14 protein-coding genes are annotated in these 16,599 nt (G+C 69.2%); 1 reads left to right on the top strand and 13 read right to left on the bottom strand.

Annotated features, from left to right (window positions below; translation table 11 throughout):
• Positions 1-69: 69 nt before the first annotated feature.
• From FV220_RS05550 to FV220_RS05520, 7 genes are all read right to left on the bottom strand, one after another.
• Positions 70-765 (bottom strand): response regulator transcription factor, encoded by a 696-nt coding sequence (locus FV220_RS05550; RefSeq protein WP_056149476.1) that lies wholly within the window; start codon positions 763-765, stop codon positions 70-72.
• On the bottom strand, positions 762-3,482 hold the full coding sequence (locus FV220_RS05545; protein ID WP_056252276.1) for a sensor histidine kinase KdpD: 2,721 nt from the start codon (positions 3,480-3,482) through the stop codon (positions 762-764). Before FV220_RS05545 ends, FV220_RS05550 begins: the two co-directional genes overlap by 4 nt.
• Positions 3,483-3,506: 24 nt before the next feature.
• Positions 3,507-4,112, bottom strand: coding sequence for a K(+)-transporting ATPase subunit C (locus tag FV220_RS05540; protein ID WP_056252280.1), 606 nt, complete (start codon positions 4,110-4,112; stop codon positions 3,507-3,509).
• Positions 4,113-4,143: 31 nt separating this feature from the next.
• Complete coding sequence (gene kdpB, locus FV220_RS05535) at positions 4,144-6,237, bottom strand: potassium-transporting ATPase subunit KdpB (protein WP_147830083.1); 2,094 nt, start codon at positions 6,235-6,237, stop codon at positions 4,144-4,146.
• A 61-nt stretch (positions 6,238-6,298) separates the two neighbouring features.
• Positions 6,299-6,514, bottom strand: a complete 216-nt coding sequence (locus FV220_RS05530; protein WP_056160181.1) for a hypothetical protein — start codon at positions 6,512-6,514, stop codon at positions 6,299-6,301.
• A 1-nt stretch (position 6,515) separates the two neighbouring features.
• Entirely contained in the window at positions 6,516-8,231 is a 1,716-nt protein-coding gene (gene kdpA, locus FV220_RS05525) for a potassium-transporting ATPase subunit KdpA (RefSeq protein ID WP_056149467.1), read from the bottom strand.
• A 13-nt stretch (positions 8,232-8,244) separates the two neighbouring features.
• Positions 8,245-8,334, bottom strand: a complete 90-nt coding sequence (locus tag FV220_RS05520; RefSeq protein ID WP_036267122.1) for a K(+)-transporting ATPase subunit F — start codon at positions 8,332-8,334, stop codon at positions 8,245-8,247.
• An 812-nt stretch (positions 8,335-9,146) separates the two neighbouring features.
• On the opposite strand from FV220_RS05520, the gene FV220_RS05515 reads away from it, so the two are divergent.
• Positions 9,147-9,938 carry an SGNH/GDSL hydrolase family protein gene (locus FV220_RS05515; RefSeq protein WP_056149465.1) on the top strand — a complete coding sequence of 264 codons (792 nt, stop codon included), beginning with the start codon at positions 9,147-9,149 and terminating at the stop codon, positions 9,936-9,938.
• Between the two features lie 34 nt (positions 9,939-9,972).
• Here the strand turns inward: FV220_RS05515 and FV220_RS05510 are convergent, their stop codons facing one another.
• The 6 genes from FV220_RS05510 to FV220_RS05485 are packed head-to-tail and all read right to left on the bottom strand — an operon-like array spanning position 9,973 to position 16,331.
• Complete coding sequence (locus tag FV220_RS05510; RefSeq protein ID WP_056149463.1) at positions 9,973-10,776, bottom strand: MBL fold metallo-hydrolase; 804 nt, start codon at positions 10,774-10,776, stop codon at positions 9,973-9,975.
• Between the two features lie 43 nt (positions 10,777-10,819).
• Positions 10,820-11,617, bottom strand: a complete 798-nt coding sequence (locus tag FV220_RS05505; RefSeq protein ID WP_147830081.1) for a TatD family hydrolase — start codon at positions 11,615-11,617, stop codon at positions 10,820-10,822.
• Between the two features lie 41 nt (positions 11,618-11,658).
• On the bottom strand, positions 11,659-13,263 hold the full coding sequence (gene metG, locus FV220_RS05500; protein ID WP_246689385.1) for a methionine--tRNA ligase: 1,605 nt from the start codon (positions 13,261-13,263) through the stop codon (positions 11,659-11,661).
• 53 nt (positions 13,264-13,316) lie between these two features.
• Positions 13,317-14,381 (bottom strand): DNA polymerase III subunit delta', encoded by a 1,065-nt coding sequence (locus tag FV220_RS05495; RefSeq protein ID WP_147830080.1) that lies wholly within the window; start codon positions 14,379-14,381, stop codon positions 13,317-13,319.
• Positions 14,371-15,075: a dTMP kinase gene (tmk, locus tag FV220_RS05490; RefSeq protein WP_056149455.1), complete on the bottom strand. Its 705-nt coding sequence runs from the start codon at positions 15,073-15,075 to the stop codon at positions 14,371-14,373. Before tmk ends, FV220_RS05495 begins: the two co-directional genes overlap by 11 nt.
• Complete coding sequence (locus FV220_RS05485; protein WP_187273334.1) at positions 15,072-16,331, bottom strand: D-alanyl-D-alanine carboxypeptidase family protein; 1,260 nt, start codon at positions 16,329-16,331, stop codon at positions 15,072-15,074. The genes tmk and FV220_RS05485 overlap by 4 nt, the downstream gene beginning before the upstream one ends.
• Positions 16,332-16,599: the final 268 nt, after the last annotated feature.

Raw genomic sequence — 16,599 nt, 5'->3', positions numbered from 1 at the left:
TTGTCGCGGTCGCGGTCGCCGAAATCGCCGGGTGCTTCGCCTTCCGGGCATGATGCGATGGCGGGGAGTTCAAGCGTGAGCGTCGTCGTCCGGAGCCCGTAAACGGTAGCCCACGCCGGTCTCGGTGAGCAGGATGCTCGGACGCTCGGGGTCCGCCTCCAGCTTGAGGCGAAGCTGGCGCATGTAGACCCTCAGGTATTGCGGGTCCGACGAGGTCGAGACCGCGCTCATGAGCTGGGCGTGGGTCAGGGCCTTGCCGGCATGCTGGATCAGGACGCGCAGGAAGTCGTACTCGCGCGGGGTCAGCTTGACGTCCGCGCCGCGCACCCGGACGAGGCGGCGCACCAGGTCGACGCTGAGGCCGTCGACCTCGAACAGGGCGCGCTCGCCCTGGACCGCGAGCTGGTGGCGCAAGGCCGCGCGGATGCGCGCCAGGAGCTCGCCCATGCCGAAGGGCTTGGTGACGTAGTCGTCGGCACCGAGGTCGAGGGCCTCGACCTTGCCGGCCTCGTCGTCGCGGCTCGACAGGACGACGACCGGGAGATCGCGAAAATCCTTGCGGATGACGCGGAGCAGGTCGTGCCCGCGCATGTCCGGCAGGCCGAGGTCGAGGATGATCAAGTTGACCGTCTCGCGGGACAGGACATCGAGGGCTGTCCGTCCGTTGGGTGCCTCGAAGGTCTGGTAGCCCTGGGTGGCCAAGCCCATGCGCAGGAGCTTGCGGATCGGCGGCTCGTCGTCGATGACGAGGATGTTCATGCTCATGCCGCCAGATCCGAGTGAACGTGTCCCGCCGGGGGGACGGGCAGGAGGATGGTGAAGACCGCGCCCAGGCGATCGCGGCGGTTGGCCGCCGTCAGCGTACCACCCATGGCCTCGACGAACCCGCGGGCGATGGCGAGGCCGAGCCCCGTCCCGGCCCGGACGCTGTCGGACTTGCGGACCCGGTAGAACTTGTCGAACACCCGCTCCACATCGGCCTCGGGCAGCCCATCGCCCTCGTCGAGAATCTGCAGACGGACCTGATCACGGTCCGAGATGCCCCTGACGGTGACGATGGAGCCTTCGGGGGCGTATTTGGCGGCGTTGTCGAGGAGGTTGACCAGCACCTGCTCGAACAGGACCGGGTCGAGGCGCAGGGCCGGCAGCGTGGTCGGTAGGTCGAGGCGTACCTGGTGGCCGGCGAGGATGGAGCCCAAGCGGCGAAGGGCGGTATCGACGCTCTCGCCGACGTCCTGCGGGGTGAGGCTCGCAGCCACCGCCCCGGCCTCCAGGCGGGTCATGTCGAGAAGGTTGACGATGAAGCGGTTCAGCCTCTCGGACTCCTCGATGATGGTGGCAAGGAGGTCGACCTTTGCGTCGTGCGGCAGCGCCTCGTCGAGGTCGCGCAGCGTCGTGGCCGCCCCGAGAACCGAGGACAGCGGCGTGCGAAGGTCGTGCGAGATCGACGTGAGCAGGGCCTGGCGCAAGCGGTCGGTCTCGGCGGCGCGCTCGGCCCGGTCGAGATCCTCCACCAGACGCACGCGCTCGATGGCGAGTGCCGCCATGTCGGCCAGGGCGTCGAACAGGCGCCGGCTTTCGGGCGAGAGGATCGGCCCGCTACCGTCGGTGTCGAGGCCGATCACCCCGACGATGCCACGGCCCGTGCGCATCGGCAGGAACAGGCGCTTGGCCCCCGGCAGGGTGTCGGCCCCCCGCCCGGCCGGGCGCTCGTTGTCGAAGGCCCAAGTCGCGGCCCCGAGATCGGCCGCGTCGAGCGTGTCCTCCGGGGGGAAGCCGGCGCGGACCGAGACCGTCCCCTGCTCCGGCAGCAGGACGACCACCCGGACCTTCAGCATAGCGGCGACCTGGGCCGAGGTCGCCCAGAGGACGTCGTCGAGGGTGCCGCAACCGGCGAGCTTGCGACTGAAGCCGTAGAGCCGCTCCGTGGCCCTGGCGCGGCCATGCGAGACCATGGCCTCCCGGCGCGAGCGCGAAGCGAGGTTGGAGACCACCACCGCCACCACCGTGAACAGGAGGAAGGCCGCGATGTTGGTCGGATCCGCGATGGTGAGGGTGTAGACCGGGGGCAGGAAGAAGAAATTGTAGGAGAGCGACGCCGCCAGGACTGCGACGAGGGACGGCCCGAGGCCGGATCGCACCGCGACGGCCACGATGGCGGTCAGGAGGATGAGGTCGGCGTTCTCCACGCCGAGGTAAGGCTCGACGAGGAGGGCGAGCCCGAGAGCCGTTCCCGTGGCTAGGACGCCGACGATGTAAGCCAGGATCTCGAACGGCGGCTTGGCCGGTGCCGTGGCGACCGTCTTCGGCGGGACGGGTTCAGCCTTCGTGGCCTCGCCGGTGATGACGTGGATGCTGATGTTGCCCGAGCGGCGGACGATGTCGTGCACCACAGAGCCGTTGAGGAGCTCGAACACCGGGGACCGGTCGGCCTTGCCGAGGATGATGTGGTTGACGTTGGTGGAGCGGGCATAGGCGAGGATGTCGTCGGCCACGCGTCGGCCGCCCGGCAGGGTCACGGCATCGCCGCCGAGGCGGTCGGCGAGGCGCAGGGTGTCGGCGATGCGGTCGCGCGCGGCTTCGTCGAGGGAAAGGCTGCGGGGCCCTTCGACCGTGATGGCGGTCCAGGGCGCGTGCAGCCGGTCGGCGAGGCGCTTGGCATGGCGCACGAGGCCGGCGGAGCGCGGATCCTCGCTGATGCAGACGAGGACCCGCTCGCCCGCACTCCATGGGCCCGCGATGGCGTTGGCCCGCATGTGGTTGAGGAGTTCGTCGTCGACCCGGTCGGCGGTCCTTCGCAAGGCGAGTTCCCGGAGCGCCGTGAGGTTGCCGCGCGAAAAGTAGTGCTTGAGTGCGCGCTCGGCGTTGCCCTTCACGTAGACCTTGCCGTCCCGGAGGCGCTGGATCAGGTCGTCGGGGTTGAGGTCGACCACCTCGATGTCGTCGGCCCGGTCGAGGATACCGTCGGGCACGGTCTCGCGCACCCGGATGCGGGTGATCTGCGCGACGACGTCGTTGAGGCTCTCGACGTGCTGAATGTTGAGGGTGGTGTAGACGTCGATGCCGGCGTCGAGCAGTTCCTCCACGTCCTGGTAGCGCTTCGGATGGCGCGAGCCCGGCGCGTTGGTGTGGGCGAGTTCGTCCACGAGGGCGAGCGCCGGCTGGCGCGCCAGGATCGCATCGAGGTCCATCTCGTCGAGCGCCGCGCCGTGATACGCAACCGGACGGCGGGCCACGACTTCGAAGCCCTCCACCAGGGCCTCGGTCTCGGCTCGCCCATGGGTCTCGACCACGCCGACGATGACGTCCGTGCCGGCCTTGAGTCGGGCGCGGCCGACGGTGAGCATCTCGTAGGTCTTGCCGACCCCCGGGGCCGCACCGAGGAAGATCTTGAGGCGGCCGCGATGGCGCTCTTCCCTACGGGCGGCCTCCAGCAGCGCGTCGGGCGAGGGACGGTCCGGGTCGCGGTGGGGCGTCGACATCGGGTGGCCTGTCATCCGGCGAGGTTACTTCGAACCCAGGCCGTCCAGGGCGAGGTTGAGGGCGAGCACGTTCACCCGAGGTTCGCCGAGGATGCCCAGCAGGCGACCCTGGACCTGGGAGTCCACGAGGGAACGAACCTGATCCACGGAGAGGTTACGCGCCTTGGCCACGCGGGGCACCTGGAACAAAGCGGCATCGGGAGAGACGTCCGGGTCGAGGCCCGAGCCGCTGGCGGTGACGAGGTCGACCGGGACAGGCTGGCCGGGGTTCTCGGTCTGGCGCGTCGCGACATCCGCCTTCACCCGCTCGGCAAGGGCGGCGCTGGTCGGGCCGAGGTTCGAGCCCGAGGAGTTCGCCGCATTGTAGGGCGACGGGACGGTCTTCGTGGCATCGGCCGGGTCGGCGGCGCTCGTGGCGGAGGGGCGGCCCTGGAAGTAGCGGTCGCTGGTGAAGGACTGCCCGATGAGGCTGGAACCGACGACCTTGCCGTCGCGCTCGATCAGGCTGCCGGCGGCCTTGGCCGGGAAGACGACCCCCGCGATGCCGGTCATGGCGAGGGGATAGGCGAGCCCGGTGATCGCCGTCAGGGCGATCAGCAGGACGAGGGCAGGGCGAAGGTGGTTCAACATGGCGTGCTCCTATGTGGCGGTTCGAGGCGGCTCAGACGAGGTGCAGGGCGGTGATGGCCAGGTCGATGGCCTTGATGCCGACGAAGGGCACCAGGATGCCGCCGAGCCCGTAGATCAGGAGGTTCCGGCGCAGGAGAGCGCCGGCCCCGACCGCCCGGTAGGACACGCCCCGAAGCGCCAGCGGGATCAGGACGACGATGATGAGCGCGTTGAAGATGATGGCCGAGAGGATCGCACTCTCCGGTGATGCGAGGCCCATGACGTTCAGCGCCTGGAGTTGCGGGTAGAGCACCAGGAACATGGCCGGGATGATGGCGAAATACTTGGCCACGTCGTTGGCGATGGAGAAGGTGGTCAGTGCCCCACGGGTCATCAGCAACTGCTTGCCGATGCCGACGATCTCGATGAGCTTGGTCGGGTCGCTGTCGAGGTCGACCATGTTGCCGGCCTCGCGGGCCGCCACCGTGCCGGTGTTCATGGCGACACCGACATCGGCCTGGGCGAGCGCCGGGGCGTCGTTGGTGCCGTCGCCGCACATGGCGACGAGCTTGCCCTGCGCCTGCTCCTTGCGGATCAGCGCCAGCTTGTCCTCAGGGGTCGCCTGGGCGAGGAAGTCGTCGACGCCGGCCTCGGCGGCGATGGCGGCCGCGGTCATCGGGTTGTCGCCGGTGATCATCACCGTGCGGATGCCCATCTGGCGCAGTTCCGCGAAGCGCTCGCGAATGCCGCCCTTCACGATGTCCTTGAGGTAGACGACGCCGAGAAGCCGGCCGTCCCGCGTCACGGCGAGCGGGGTTCCGCCCGCCTTGGCGACGTCCTCGGCGATGGACTGGATCTCGCGCACCGTCTCGTCGGCGAGGCCCGGGCTGTAGGCCAGCGCCGCGCCGGAGCCACGGGTCGCCATCGGCTGTGAGCTCACCGAGGCGATGATGGAATCGACGGCGCCCTTGCGGATGGAGGATCCGTCGAGGTCGACGCCGCTCATCCGGGTCTGGGCGGTGAACGGCACGAAGGTGGCGTTGAGGCTTCCCATGTCGCGGGCGCGGATGCCGTACTTGTCCTTGGCCAGCACCACGATGGAGCGACCCTCCGGGGTCTCGTCGGCGAGCGACGCCAACTGGGCGGCGTCGGCGAGCTCCTGCTCGGAGACGCCACGAACCGGGCGGAACTCGGTGGCCTGTCGGTTGCCCAGCGTGATGGTACCGGTCTTGTCCAGCAGCAGCGTATCGACGTCGCCGGCCGCCTCCACCGCGCGTCCCGACATGGCGAGCACGTTGAAGCGCACCAGCCGGTCCATGCCGGCGATGCCGATGGCCGACAGGAGCGCGCCGATGGTCGTCGGGATCAAGGTGACGAACAGGGCGACCAGCACGATCAACGGAATGGCACCTCCGGCATAGGAGGCGAAGCTCGGGATCGAGGCGACCGCGAAGACGAAGATGATGGTGAGACCCGCGAGCAGGATGTTGAGAGCGATCTCGTTCGGGGTCTTCTGCCGCGAGGCGCCCTCGACCAGGGCGATCATCCGGTCGACGAAGGTCGATCCGGCCGCCGCTGTGATCCGCACCCGGATCTCGTCGGACAGCACCTGGGTGCCGCCGGTGACCGCCGACCGGTCGCCGCCGGATTCACGGATCACGGGGGCGGACTCACCCGTGATGGCCGCCTCGTTGACCGAAGCGACGCCGAGGATCACCTCTCCGTCGGACGGGATGATGTCGCCGGCCTCCACGAGGACCACGTCGCCGACCTTGAGGTCGTTGCCGGGCACGGTGTCGTAGTTCCGGCCCGTACCCTTCAGGCGCTTGGCCATGGTCTCGGTGCGGGTGCGCCGCAGGCTGTCGGCCTGGGCCTTGCCGCGCCCTTCCGCGATGGCCTCGGCGAAGTTGGCGAACAGCACGGTGAACCACAGCCAGAGGATGATCTGGCCGGAGAAGGCGAGGTTGGCGCCGCCCGTCAGGACGTCGCGGATGAACAGGACGGTGGTGAGGGCGGCCACGACCTCGACCACGAACATGACCGGGTTCTTGATCATCTTGCGTGGGTCGAGCTTGGTCAGGGCGCCGATGAGCGCCGGCCCGACGAGGGCGGCACTGAACAGGCTGGTGGAGTTTGGGCGGGCCATTGCGGTTGTCCGATGGAAGACATCTCGGGAGGCGGCGCGATCCTGCGCCGTCGAGTGGGGTTCAGGGCGCGAGCGCATCGCCGAGGAGGGCGGCCCCGGCCAACAAGCCGAGGGCACCGAGCAGGGTCAGACCGAGCATGGCGAGGATGACGTCCGAGAGCCGGACGTCCTTTCGGTCGCGCTCGACTTGGCTCCAGGGTTGGGATCGCGGTCGATGGCGGGGCAGGGCGCGCCGCATGGCGGCGCGGTTTCGGGAGGGCACCAGCGCCTGCTGCATCTCAGCCCCCCACCGCGAAGGTCTGACCGAGGCCGCCGGCGAGGTGCTCGACGATGGGCCCCAGCGCCAGGGCCGGGAAGAAGGTCAGGCCGCCGACGATCAGGATCACGCCGACCAGCAGCCCGACGAACAGGCCGCCATGGGTCGGGAAGGTCCCGGCCGAGGTCGGTACGGTCTTCTTGGCGGCTAGCGAGCCTGCGATGGCGAGCGCCGGGACGATGACGAAGAACCGCCCGAACAGCATGCCGAGGCCGAGCGTGGTATTGTAGAAGGCGGTGTTGGCCGTCAGGCCGCCGAAGGCCGAGCCGTTGTTGGCCGCCGCCGAGGTGAAGGCGTAGAGGATCTCCGAGAAGCCGTGTGGCCCGGCATTGGCCGGACCCGCGAGGCCGGCGGCGATCACGGTGGCCAGCGCCGTGAATCCGAGCATCATCAGGGGCAGGCACAGGATGGCGAGCACCGCCATCTTGACCTCTCGCCCCTCGATCTTCTTGCCGAGGTATTCCGGGGTGCGCCCGACCATGAGGCCGGCGACGAAAATCGTCACGATGACGAAGACCAGGATGCCGTAGAGCCCGGCGCCGACGCCGCCGACGATGATCTCGCCGAGCTGCATGTTGATCATCGGGATCATGCCGCCGAGCGCCGTGAAGCTGTCGTGCATGGCGTTGACGGCGCCGCAGGACGCCGCCGTTGTCACCGCCGCGAACAGGGCGGACGCGACGATGCCGAACCGGACCTCCTTGCCCTCCATGTTGCCGCCGGTGAGGCCGAGCCCGTTCAGGACGGGGCTGCCCGCGCTCTCGGCCCAGTAGACGACACTGACACCCGCGAGGAACAGCACGCCCATGGCGGACAGGATCGCCCAGCCCTGGCGCTCGTCGCCGACCATGCGGCCGAAGACGTTGGTCATCGCCGCGCCGATGGCGAAGATCGAGAGGATCTGGACGAAGTTCGAGAGGGCGGTCGGGTTCTCGAACGGATGCGCGGCATTGACGTTGAAGAAGCCGCCGCCATTGGTGCCGAGCATCTTGATCGCGACCTGGCTCGCCACCGGGCCGACCGCGATGGTCTGCTTGGCGCCTTCCAGGGTCGTCGCCTCGACGGCACCGCCGAGCGTCTGCGGAATGCCCTGCCAGACGTAGAAGAGCGTCAGCGCCATGCAGAGCGGTAGCAGCACGTAGAGGGTGCTGCGGGTCAGATCGACCCAGAACGAGCCCACCGTGCCGGCCGAGGCCCGCGAGAAGCCCCGCACCAGGGCGACGGCCAGCGCGATGCCGGTGGCCGCCGACAGGAAGTTCTGATGGGTCAGCCCCAACATCTGCGTGAGATACGACATCGTCGTCTCGCCGCCGTAGGACTGCCAGTTAGTGTTGGTGACGAAGCTCGTCGACGTGTTGAACGCGAGGTCCGGCGCGACTGCCGCCTGCCCGTCCGGATTGAGCGGCAGCACCGCCTGGAAGCGCAGCAGCGCGTACAGGGTGAGGAAGCCGAGCACGTGGAAGGCGAGCATGGAGAGGGCGTAGGCCAGCCAGTGCTGCTCCTGGGCGGCATCGATGCCGGCGACGCGGTAGAGCCCGCGCTCGACGGGAGCGAGGACGGGCGAGAGGACGGTTCGCTCACCCGTGAAGACGCGGGTCATGTACCCGCCGAGAGGGCGGGCGAGCGCGATGATGACCGCGCAGAACAGCGCGATCTGGATCCAGCCGTTGATGGTCATCGGAGATCTTCCTTCAGAACCGCTCGGGGCGGACGAGGGCGTAGGTGAGGTATCCGAGCAGCCCCAGGGTCACGAGGGCGCCAAGCGTCAGGTCGAGGGTCATGGCGGGCCTCAGAGGCGTTCGCAGAGGACGGCGTAGCCGGCGGCCAGGCCAAAGAAGGCGAGCCCGGTTGCGATGAAGACGATGTCGAGCATGGTCGGTCCGTTTCGGTTCGGGGGCCGACGCATGACCGGTCTCGCCCCGCTCCAATGTGGACGCGAACCGCATTAGGGTTCGAGACGGATGCGAGGACGATCTTATAAGGATCGCATTAGGATAGGCGGCGTTCAGTTCGTCGGCATCGCCAGGCGTAGGGCCAGATGGAACTCGGGGCACCACCGGGATAGGTCTTCGACCCTGATCCACGTGAGTTCCGCTGAGCACTGATCCATGATTCGTCGCCGTACCGGTCAATCCGCTTGGTCGGCGGACCCACTCGGATTCCGAGGAATGCTTGACGGAGAATGTGAGGGCAGGGGGGCCTCGCCACCACCCGAGCGGTCGGCCCCTGCGACGGGCCCCGACCGGTGTCAGGATACCCGCGGCGTCGTGCCAAAGTACCCTGGCAACGACAGATCCAGGCCCATCCCTAGCCGTATCTGCCATTCGCATAAGATATATTATGGAACCTGCAGCTCCGGAGGACGGGGTGAGGGGGGGCTTGCAGGTCAGCTTGACACGAAGCTGGGATTCACCATTCCATGAACTGTTGCCGAGAGATGGCGGCTTTACCCCTTGCTCACCAGCTTCCTTAAGCGATCCGCCAGTTTCAGGGGCAATCGTCACAATCCTATCTCAAACCGCGTGTCTAACCCGTGGCGGAGTGGGACCGGTCTTCGCGACCGCCCGCCCCGATCGTTCTCGAAGCGGATCCGATGCTGACCCTGCTCAAACCCTGCGCCGCCCCGTTCCTCGGCCTGGCCCTCGCGGCTCTGGGCCTCGGTGCTCCGGCATGGGCGGAGCCGGTCGCGGCCAAGCCGGCGATCCCCGCCAGGGCGCTGGCCAAGCTCTCCCACGTGGCCGCCCTGGTGAAGGCGGGATCCGACATCCGCATCGTCGCCTTCGGCTCCTCGTCCACGGAAGGGTCGGGCGCTTCCTCCCCGGCCGCCGCCTACCCCGCGCAATTGCAGGAAGACCTGCAGGGCCGCCTCGATATCGCCGGCGCCAAGCACCCCATCGTCACGGTCCTCAACCGCGGCAAGGGCGGCGACGATGCCGAGGCCATGGCCCGCCGCCTCGACCGGGACGTGCTGGCCGAGCGGCCCGACCTCGTGATCTGGCAGACCGGCAGCAACGACCCGATGACCGGCGTCACGGTGGAGCGTTTCACCGAATTGACCCGTCAGGGCATCACGGCGATGCGCGCGGCCGGCTCCGACGTCATCCTCATGGACCAGCAATGGTGCCGCCGCCTGACGACGACCAACGGTGCCGAGCGCTACGGCGAGGCGTTGCACAGCCTCGCGGCCGAGCTCGACGTGCCGGTGATCCGCCGTCACGCCCTGATGCGGACCTGGGCCGCCAGCGGCCTCCTCAGCCCGGCGCAAATGATCGGCCCCGACGGGCTGCATATGACCGATGCGGGCTACGACCGCCTCGCCAAGGCCGCCACGGCGCAGATCCTGGTCAATGCCGGCCTGATCCCGGCCGACCCCCTGCGCAACTGACGCGCGCCCTCCCCGGCGCTCCGCTCTGGCGAGCCTAGAGGTCCACGCTCACCGACAACCCGTCATAGGCCGGCACCACGTCCGGCGGCAGCTTGGCCGCGAGGGTGGCGTAGTCGAGATCGGTGTGGAGGTTGGTGAGGATCGCGCGGCGCGGGCGCACCTCTTCGATGAGCGCGAGCGCGTCCGAGACCGAGTAATGGGTCGGGTGAGGGGTGTCGCGCAGGGCATCGATGATGAGGAGATCGAGGCCGTGGAGCCGCGCCTTGGCCGCCTCCGGCATCAGGCTCACGTCGGGCGCATAGGCCGCCGGCCCGAAGCGGAAACCGTGGGCGGATTCGGCGCCGTGCTCCATGCCGAAGGCCACCGCCTCGATCGTACCGCCCTCACCTCCGATCGAGACCGGCTCGCCCGCCACGAGATCGTTCATGTCGAGGATCGGCGGATAGGCGCTGCCGGGCGGCGTCTCGAAGCAATAGCCGAAGCGCATCGTCAGCAGGGCGCGCGTCTCGGCATCGGCATAGACCGGGATGCGCCGGTGCATGTGGATCACCAGCGGTCGCACGTCGTCGATGCCGTGGGTGTGGTCGGCATGGGCATGTGTGTACAGCACCGCGTCGAGGCGGCTGACCCCCGCCGACAGCAATTGCTCGCGCAGATCGGGTGAGGTGTCCACGAGGAGGCTGGTGGCGCCTGCCTCCCCTCGCCGCTCCACGAGGATGGAGCAGCGCCGCCGCCGGTTCCTGGCATCGGCCGGGTCGCAGGCGCCCCAGCCGTAGCCCACGCGGGGAACGCCGCCGGACGAGCCGCAGCCGAGGATCGTCAGCGTCAGAGAACCCATCCGCACCTCCCGGTCCGTTGGTATCGGAGCGCGCGGGCCGCTGTCATGCCGCCCGGCCGCCGGATGGGGTCGCCTTGTCGAACAGACGGTGGAAATTGGCCGTCGTCAGGCTCGCGAAGGCCTCGAACTCCATGTCCAGGGTCTTGGCCAGGGATCGGGCAGTGTCGGCGGTATAGGCCGGCTCGTTGCTGCGCCCGCGATGCGGCTCGGGCGCCAGGAACGGCGCGTCGGTCTCCACCAGGATGCGGTCGCGGGGCACCGCGAGGGCGATGTCGCGCAGCTCGTGCGAGCGCCGGAAGGTGACGATTCCCGAGAAGGAGACGAACAGGCCGAGTTCGACCCCGACTTCCGCCAGGCGTCGGCCCGAGGAGAAGCAGTGCAGCACCGCCTTGAAGGCCCCGCGCTTCATCTCGTCGACGAGCACCGATTCCATGTGCTCGTCGGCATCGCGGGCATGGATGACGAGGGGGAGGCCGGTCTCGCGGGAGGCCGCGATATGCCGGCGGAACACCCGCTCCTGCACCGCCTCCGGCGCGGCGTCCTCGTAATGGTAGTCGAGCCCCGCCTCGCCGATGCCGACACAGCGCGGATGGTGGGTGAGGGCGACGATCTCTTCCGTCGGCACGTCAGGCTCGTCCCCTGCCCCGTTGGGATGGGTGCCTACGGTGTGCCAGATCTGCGGATGAGCCTCGGACAGGGCCTCGTAGACCCGCGCCTTGGCGACTCGCGTCGAGATCGTGAGCATCCCCGTCACGCCCGCCGCCTCGGCGCGGGCGATCACGCCGGGAAGATCCTCGGCGAAGTTCGGGAAGTCGAGATGGCAGTGGCTGTCGACCAGCATGGACAAAACTCGGGATTCTCGGTGACGCTGCGGATCCCGCCTCAGACGGCGGGAGCCTCCGGCTCGACGAAGCGCGGGAACAGCCCGCTCGGCGCGGGGAGCGCCGTGCCCGGCGCCAGCCGACCCCCCTCCCCGATATCGGCGAGCTGCCGCCTGCCCGCGGGCACGGCCAGGAGGTCGAGGAGCTTGGCGCCCGAATCCGGCATGAAGGGCTGCACCAGGATGCCGATGGCGCGCAGGGTCTCGGCCACCACGTAGAGGGAGGCGGCCATGCGGGCCGGGTCGGTCTTGCGCAGGACCCAGGGCTTCTGCGCGTCGAAATAGCGGTCGGACGCCGTCACCACGGCCCAGATGTCGGCGAGCGCAGTGTGTAGGGCGAGCTTGTCCATCGCCACGCGCACGGAGCCCGGCAGGGCGTCCGCCAGCGCCAGGAGCGCCCGGTCGTCCTCCGTGAACGCGCCATGCTCGGGGATCTGGCCACCGCAATTCTTGGCGATCATGGAGAGAGAGCGCTGGGCGAGGTTGCCGAGCCCGTTCGACAGGTCCGCCGTGTAGCGGGTGATGATGGCCTCGTGGCTGTAATTGCCGTCGCCGCCGAACGGCACCTCGCGCAGCACGAACTGGCGCAGCGCATCGACCCCGTAGGTCGCGATGAGGTCCATCGGATCCACCACGTTGCCGAGGGACTTCGACATCTTCTCGCCCTTGGAGAGCAGGAAGCCGTGGCCGAAGACGCGCTTCGGCAGCGGCAGGCCCGCCGACATCAGGAAGGCCGGCCAGTAGACCGCGTGGAAGCGCACGATGTCCTTGCCGATGACGTGCAGGTCCATCGGCCAGAATTTTTTGCGGGAGTCGGCCTCGTCGGGGAAGCCCGTCACCGTGAGATAGTTGGTGAGTGCATCGACCCAGACGTACATCACGTGATCCGGGTGCCCCGGCACCGGCACGCCCCAGTCGAAATTCGTGCGGCTGACGGAGAGGTCCTTGAGGCCGGAACGGACGAAGCTCGCCACCTCGTTGCGCCGTGTCTCGGGGCCGATGAAATCGGGCTGGGCCTCGTAGAGGGCGAGCAGGCGATCCTGGTAGGCGGAGAGGCGGAACAGGAAATTCTCCTCCTCCATCCAGGTCACGGCCGTGCCGGTCTCCCGCGCGCGGCGCGTCCCGTCGGGGGCGGTCTCGGTCTCGTCCTCGTTGTAATAGGCCTCGTCGCGCACCGAGTACCAGCCGGCGTATTTCGACAGGTAGATGTCGCCCTTGGCCTCCATGCGCCGCCAGAGTTCCTGGGCGGCGGCATAATGGTCCGGCTCCGTGGTGCGGATGAAGCGGTCGTGGCTGCAGTTCAGCGCCTCGGCCATGGCCTTGAAGCGCGCGGCCATGTCGTCGACCAGGGCCTTCGGGCTGATCCCGGCCTTGGAGGCGGTCTGCTGGATCTTGAGCCCGTGCTCGTCGGTGCCGGTGGCGAACAGCACGTCGTAGCCGTCGAGGCGCTTGAACCGCGCGATCGCGTCGGTGGCGATCACCTCGTAGGCGTGGCCGATATGCGGCGCGCCGTTGGGATAGGAGATCGCCGTGCTGATGCCGAAGGTCTTAGCGTCGAAACCGGACGTCTCGGCAATGGATGGGCTGGGCCCTGACTCGTTGGCCATCGCGTCGAAATACCCTCGGATACGCGGTTCATCGGATCACAGGACGAGCCTGCTCATGTCCCGGCGCGCACGGCCCCCGCGAGGTCGCCGAACAGCGAGAGGATCAGCGGCCGGCGGTCGAGATTGTAGGTCGCGGCCTCCCGGGCGGCGCGGGCGATCTTGTCACACACCTCCACCAGGGCCGCAAGGCGAGCGGGGGGCTCGTGGCGGCGGCGGTCGAGTTCCGACGAGACGAAGCGGAACACCGTGTCGAGGCTCGCTGCGAAATGCTCGTCCGCGTCCCGGCCGGAGAGCTTCTCGGCCAGTGCCAGGATGCGGCGCCAATCGGGATGGTCGAGGCGCGACAGCAGGGTCTCCATTTCGCCGACGAGGTTGGATGTCGCCGGATCGAGCATGGCGAAGCCCTGCGCCACCGAGCCCTCGGACAGGGCAGCAGCGCGGGCCAGGGCTTCCGGGTCCGGCCGCACGAAGGGGGGAGGGAAGCTCTCCAGCACCCGAGCCACCTCACCCTCCCCCAGGGGGCGCAGGTTGAGCGCCCGGCAGCGCGAGCGGATCGTCGGCAGCAGCCGGCCCGGCGCGTGGCTGACGATCAGGAACAGGCAGCGGGGCGGCGGCTCCTCCACCATCTTGAGCAGGGCATTGGCACTGTTGGCGTTGAGATCCTCGGCGCTGTCGACGATGCAGATGCGATAGCCGTCATTGCCTGCCGTCGAGCCGAACAGGTCGAGGGCATGGCGCGCGGCATCGACCGAGATCTTGGTCGCGAGCGTCTTGGCATTGTGCGGCCGGGTCCGGCGCAGGGCCACGAGGTTGGGGTGCGACAGCGCCGCCACCTGCCGCGCCGCCGGATGCGAGGGATCGACCGCGAGGGTGTCCGGCACGTGGCCGGGGCGCGGGTTGGCGATGAGCCAGCGCGCCACGCGATAGGCCAGGGTCGCCTTGCCGATGCCGCGCGGGCCGCCGATGAGCCAGGCATGGTGCAGGCGGCCGGAACCGATCCCCTCGATGAAGGCGCCCTCCGCCTCCGCATGGCCGACGAGACCGGCCTGCTCGCGCGGGCGGGGGATGTCGGCGAGATCGCCGGGCTCGACGTCCTCGGGCGCGCGTTCAGGCCGCATCGTCGGCAGCCTCCGGGCGGGAGAGAAGGCTGGGCAGGCGGGCGGCGAGGGCGGCCGCGATCGCCTCTTCCACCGCATCGGGGGGGAGGCCGGCATCGATGACGACGCAGCGCTCCGGCTCCATTGCCGCGATGGCGAGGAACGCCTGCCGCAGGCGGGTGTGGAAGCCCAGCGCCTCCGCCTCGAACCGGTCGGCCGCCTCCCCTGCCCCGGCACGGGCCTTCGCCCTGGCGAGACCGATGGCGGGGTCGAGGTCGAGGATCAGGGTGAGGTCGGGCGTCATATCTCCGACGACGACCCGCTCCAGGGCCGAGAGCAGGGCGGGGTCGAGGCCGCCCGCCGCTCCCTGATAGGCACGGGTCGAATCCGAGAAGCGGTCGCACAGCACGGTCTCGCCGCGGGCGAGGGCCGGGCGGATCAGCGTGTCGAGATGGTCGATGCGGGCGGCGGAGAACAGCAGCGCCTCGGCGAAGGGTCCGTGCCGCTTCACCGTTCCGGCCAGCAGTGCCTCACGGATCGCCTCGGCCTTAACCGAGCCGCCGGGCTCGCGTGTCGTCACCACCGGGGCGGAAGACGCACCACGCAGGCGCGCCGCGAGACGGGCGATCTGGGTCGATTTCCCGGCCCCCTCCCCGCCTTCGAAGGTGATGAACGCCCCGCCCTGCCCGAGCCGCTTGCGGCTTCGGTCGATCACGACTTGGCGCCGGCCTTATCGGTCGCGCCGGCCTTGTCACCCGCGCCGACCTTGTCGAAGGCGCGCCGGAACAGCCCGGTCCCGACCTCCCAGGCCCCGTCGAGGGCGCGCTGCGGAATCGTGCCGGCCGGCACGTCCTCCCCGGCATAGACCGGTAGGTCGAGGGCCTGGGTGTCGCCACGGGTGATGCGCAGGCGGCCCACCTCCCTGCCTTGCTCCACCGGCGCGATCAGCGGACCCTGATAGACGACGCGGGCGCTGATGCGGTCGCCATTGCCCCGGGGCAGGAGCACCCGCACCGGCTTCTTGGCCACCAGCGGGACGCTGCCCTGCGCCCCGCCGAAGACGGAGGCGTCGGCCACGGTCTCGCCGCTGGCGAAGATCTGCCTCGGCTCGAAGGCGCGAAAACCCCATTCCACCAGCTTGCGCGATTCGCCGGCGCGGTCGCGCGCCGTCTTGAGGCCGCTCACCACCATGATCAGGCGCTGGCCGTTCTGCACTGCGGAGCCGGTGAGGCCGTAGCCCGATTCCTCGAGAAATCCGGTCTTGAGCCCGTCGGCGCCGATATCGAGGGTCAGGAGCGGGTTGCGGTTCTGCTGCTTGATCTTGTTCCAGGTGAACTCGCGCTCGGCGAAGATCTTGTAGAGATCGGGGTAGGTGTCGATCAGGTGGATCGCCAGCTTGGCGAGGTCGCGTGCGGTGACTTTCTGGTCCGGCGCGGAATAGCCGGTGGCGTTGCGGAAGGTGGAGCGCGTCAGGCCGATTTCCTTAGCCCGCGCGGTCATCATCCGACCGAAATTCTCCTCCGAGCCGGCGATGCCCTCGCCGATGGCGATGGCCGCGTCGTTGCCCGATTGCACGATCAGGCCGCGCAGCAGGTCGGACAGCTTGATGCGGCTGTTGAGCTGGGCGAACATCGAGGAGCCGCCTCCTCCGGCACCGCCCCGGCGCCAGGCGTCCTCGGTGATCTGGAATTCGCTGTCCATGCTGAGCCGGCCCTGCCGGATCTCGTTGAACACGATCTCCGTGGTCATCAGCTTGGCCATGCTGGCCGGCGAGAACGGCTCGTCCGCCGCCTTTTCGAACAGCACGGAGCCCGAATCCGCGTCGATCAGGATGGCGTGGGGGGCGGATGTCTGGAAGCTCTGGGCCAGGGCGGGAAGGGCGGCGAACCAGCCGATCGCCGACAGGCTCAAGCCGGCCAGCCCGGCCCGGAAGCCGGCGGCCAGATTCGTCCGGTTCGTCGTCGCACGCATCGTTCGCCTCATGCCCGTCGGCTCCGAGGCTTGGCTGATAAGCCCGGTCCGTTCTCGCCCTTGCGAGATGGTATAGCGGATCGCCCGCGAAATCGAACGCAACTTTGCCGATAAGGTCGCGACACGGTGGACCAGACGATGCCGCCGCCTGCGCCAATCCCGACCGTTTTCCGGTCAGTTCACCTCGGCGATGCGCGAGCGGCGTGCCTGGGCCGGCTTTGCCGTGGCGGTGGCGACCGCCGGGGCGGGCGACTTGCCGCGCCCGGCC

It is taken from the genome of Methylobacterium sp. WL19 (assembly GCF_008040005.1).
Lineage (GTDB): Bacteria > Pseudomonadota > Alphaproteobacteria > Rhizobiales > Beijerinckiaceae > Methylobacterium > Methylobacterium bullatum.
The sequence above is the reverse complement of the archived record's forward strand: the minus strand, read 5'-3'. Positions and strand labels throughout refer to the sequence as shown.

Bases quoted from the DNA above. Each gene is read 5' to 3' on its own strand.
- FV220_RS05550 (WP_056149476.1), bottom strand. From the start codon at position 765: ATGAGCATGAACATCCTCGTCATCGACGACGAGCCGCCGATCCGCAAG.
- FV220_RS05545 (WP_056252276.1), bottom strand. From the start codon at position 3,482: ATGTCGACGCCCCACCGCGACCCGGACCGTCCCTCGCCCGACGCGCTG.
- FV220_RS05540 (WP_056252280.1), bottom strand. From the start codon at position 4,112: ATGTTGAACCACCTTCGCCCTGCCCTCGTCCTGCTGATCGCCCTGACG.
- kdpB (WP_147830083.1), bottom strand. From the start codon at position 6,237: ATGGCCCGCCCAAACTCCACCAGCCTGTTCAGTGCCGCCCTCGTCGGG.
- FV220_RS05530 (WP_056160181.1), bottom strand. From the start codon at position 6,514: ATGCAGCAGGCGCTGGTGCCCTCCCGAAACCGCGCCGCCATGCGGCGC.
- kdpA (WP_056149467.1), bottom strand. From the start codon at position 8,231: ATGACCATCAACGGCTGGATCCAGATCGCGCTGTTCTGCGCGGTCATC.
- FV220_RS05520 (WP_036267122.1), bottom strand. From the start codon at position 8,334: ATGACCCTCGACCTGACGCTTGGCGCCCTCGTGACCCTGGGGCTGCTC.
- FV220_RS05515 (WP_056149465.1), top strand. From the start codon at position 9,147: ATGCTGACCCTGCTCAAACCCTGCGCCGCCCCGTTCCTCGGCCTGGCC.
- FV220_RS05510 (WP_056149463.1), bottom strand. From the start codon at position 10,776: ATGGGTTCTCTGACGCTGACGATCCTCGGCTGCGGCTCGTCCGGCGGC.
- FV220_RS05505 (WP_147830081.1), bottom strand. From the start codon at position 11,617: ATGCTGGTCGACAGCCACTGCCATCTCGACTTCCCGAACTTCGCCGAG.
- metG (WP_246689385.1), bottom strand. From the start codon at position 13,263: ATGGCCAACGAGTCAGGGCCCAGCCCATCCATTGCCGAGACGTCCGGT.
- FV220_RS05495 (WP_147830080.1), bottom strand. From the start codon at position 14,381: ATGCGGCCTGAACGCGCGCCCGAGGACGTCGAGCCCGGCGATCTCGCC.
- FV220_RS05485 (WP_187273334.1), bottom strand. From the start codon at position 16,331: ATGCGTGCGACGACGAACCGGACGAATCTGGCCGCCGGCTTCCGGGCC.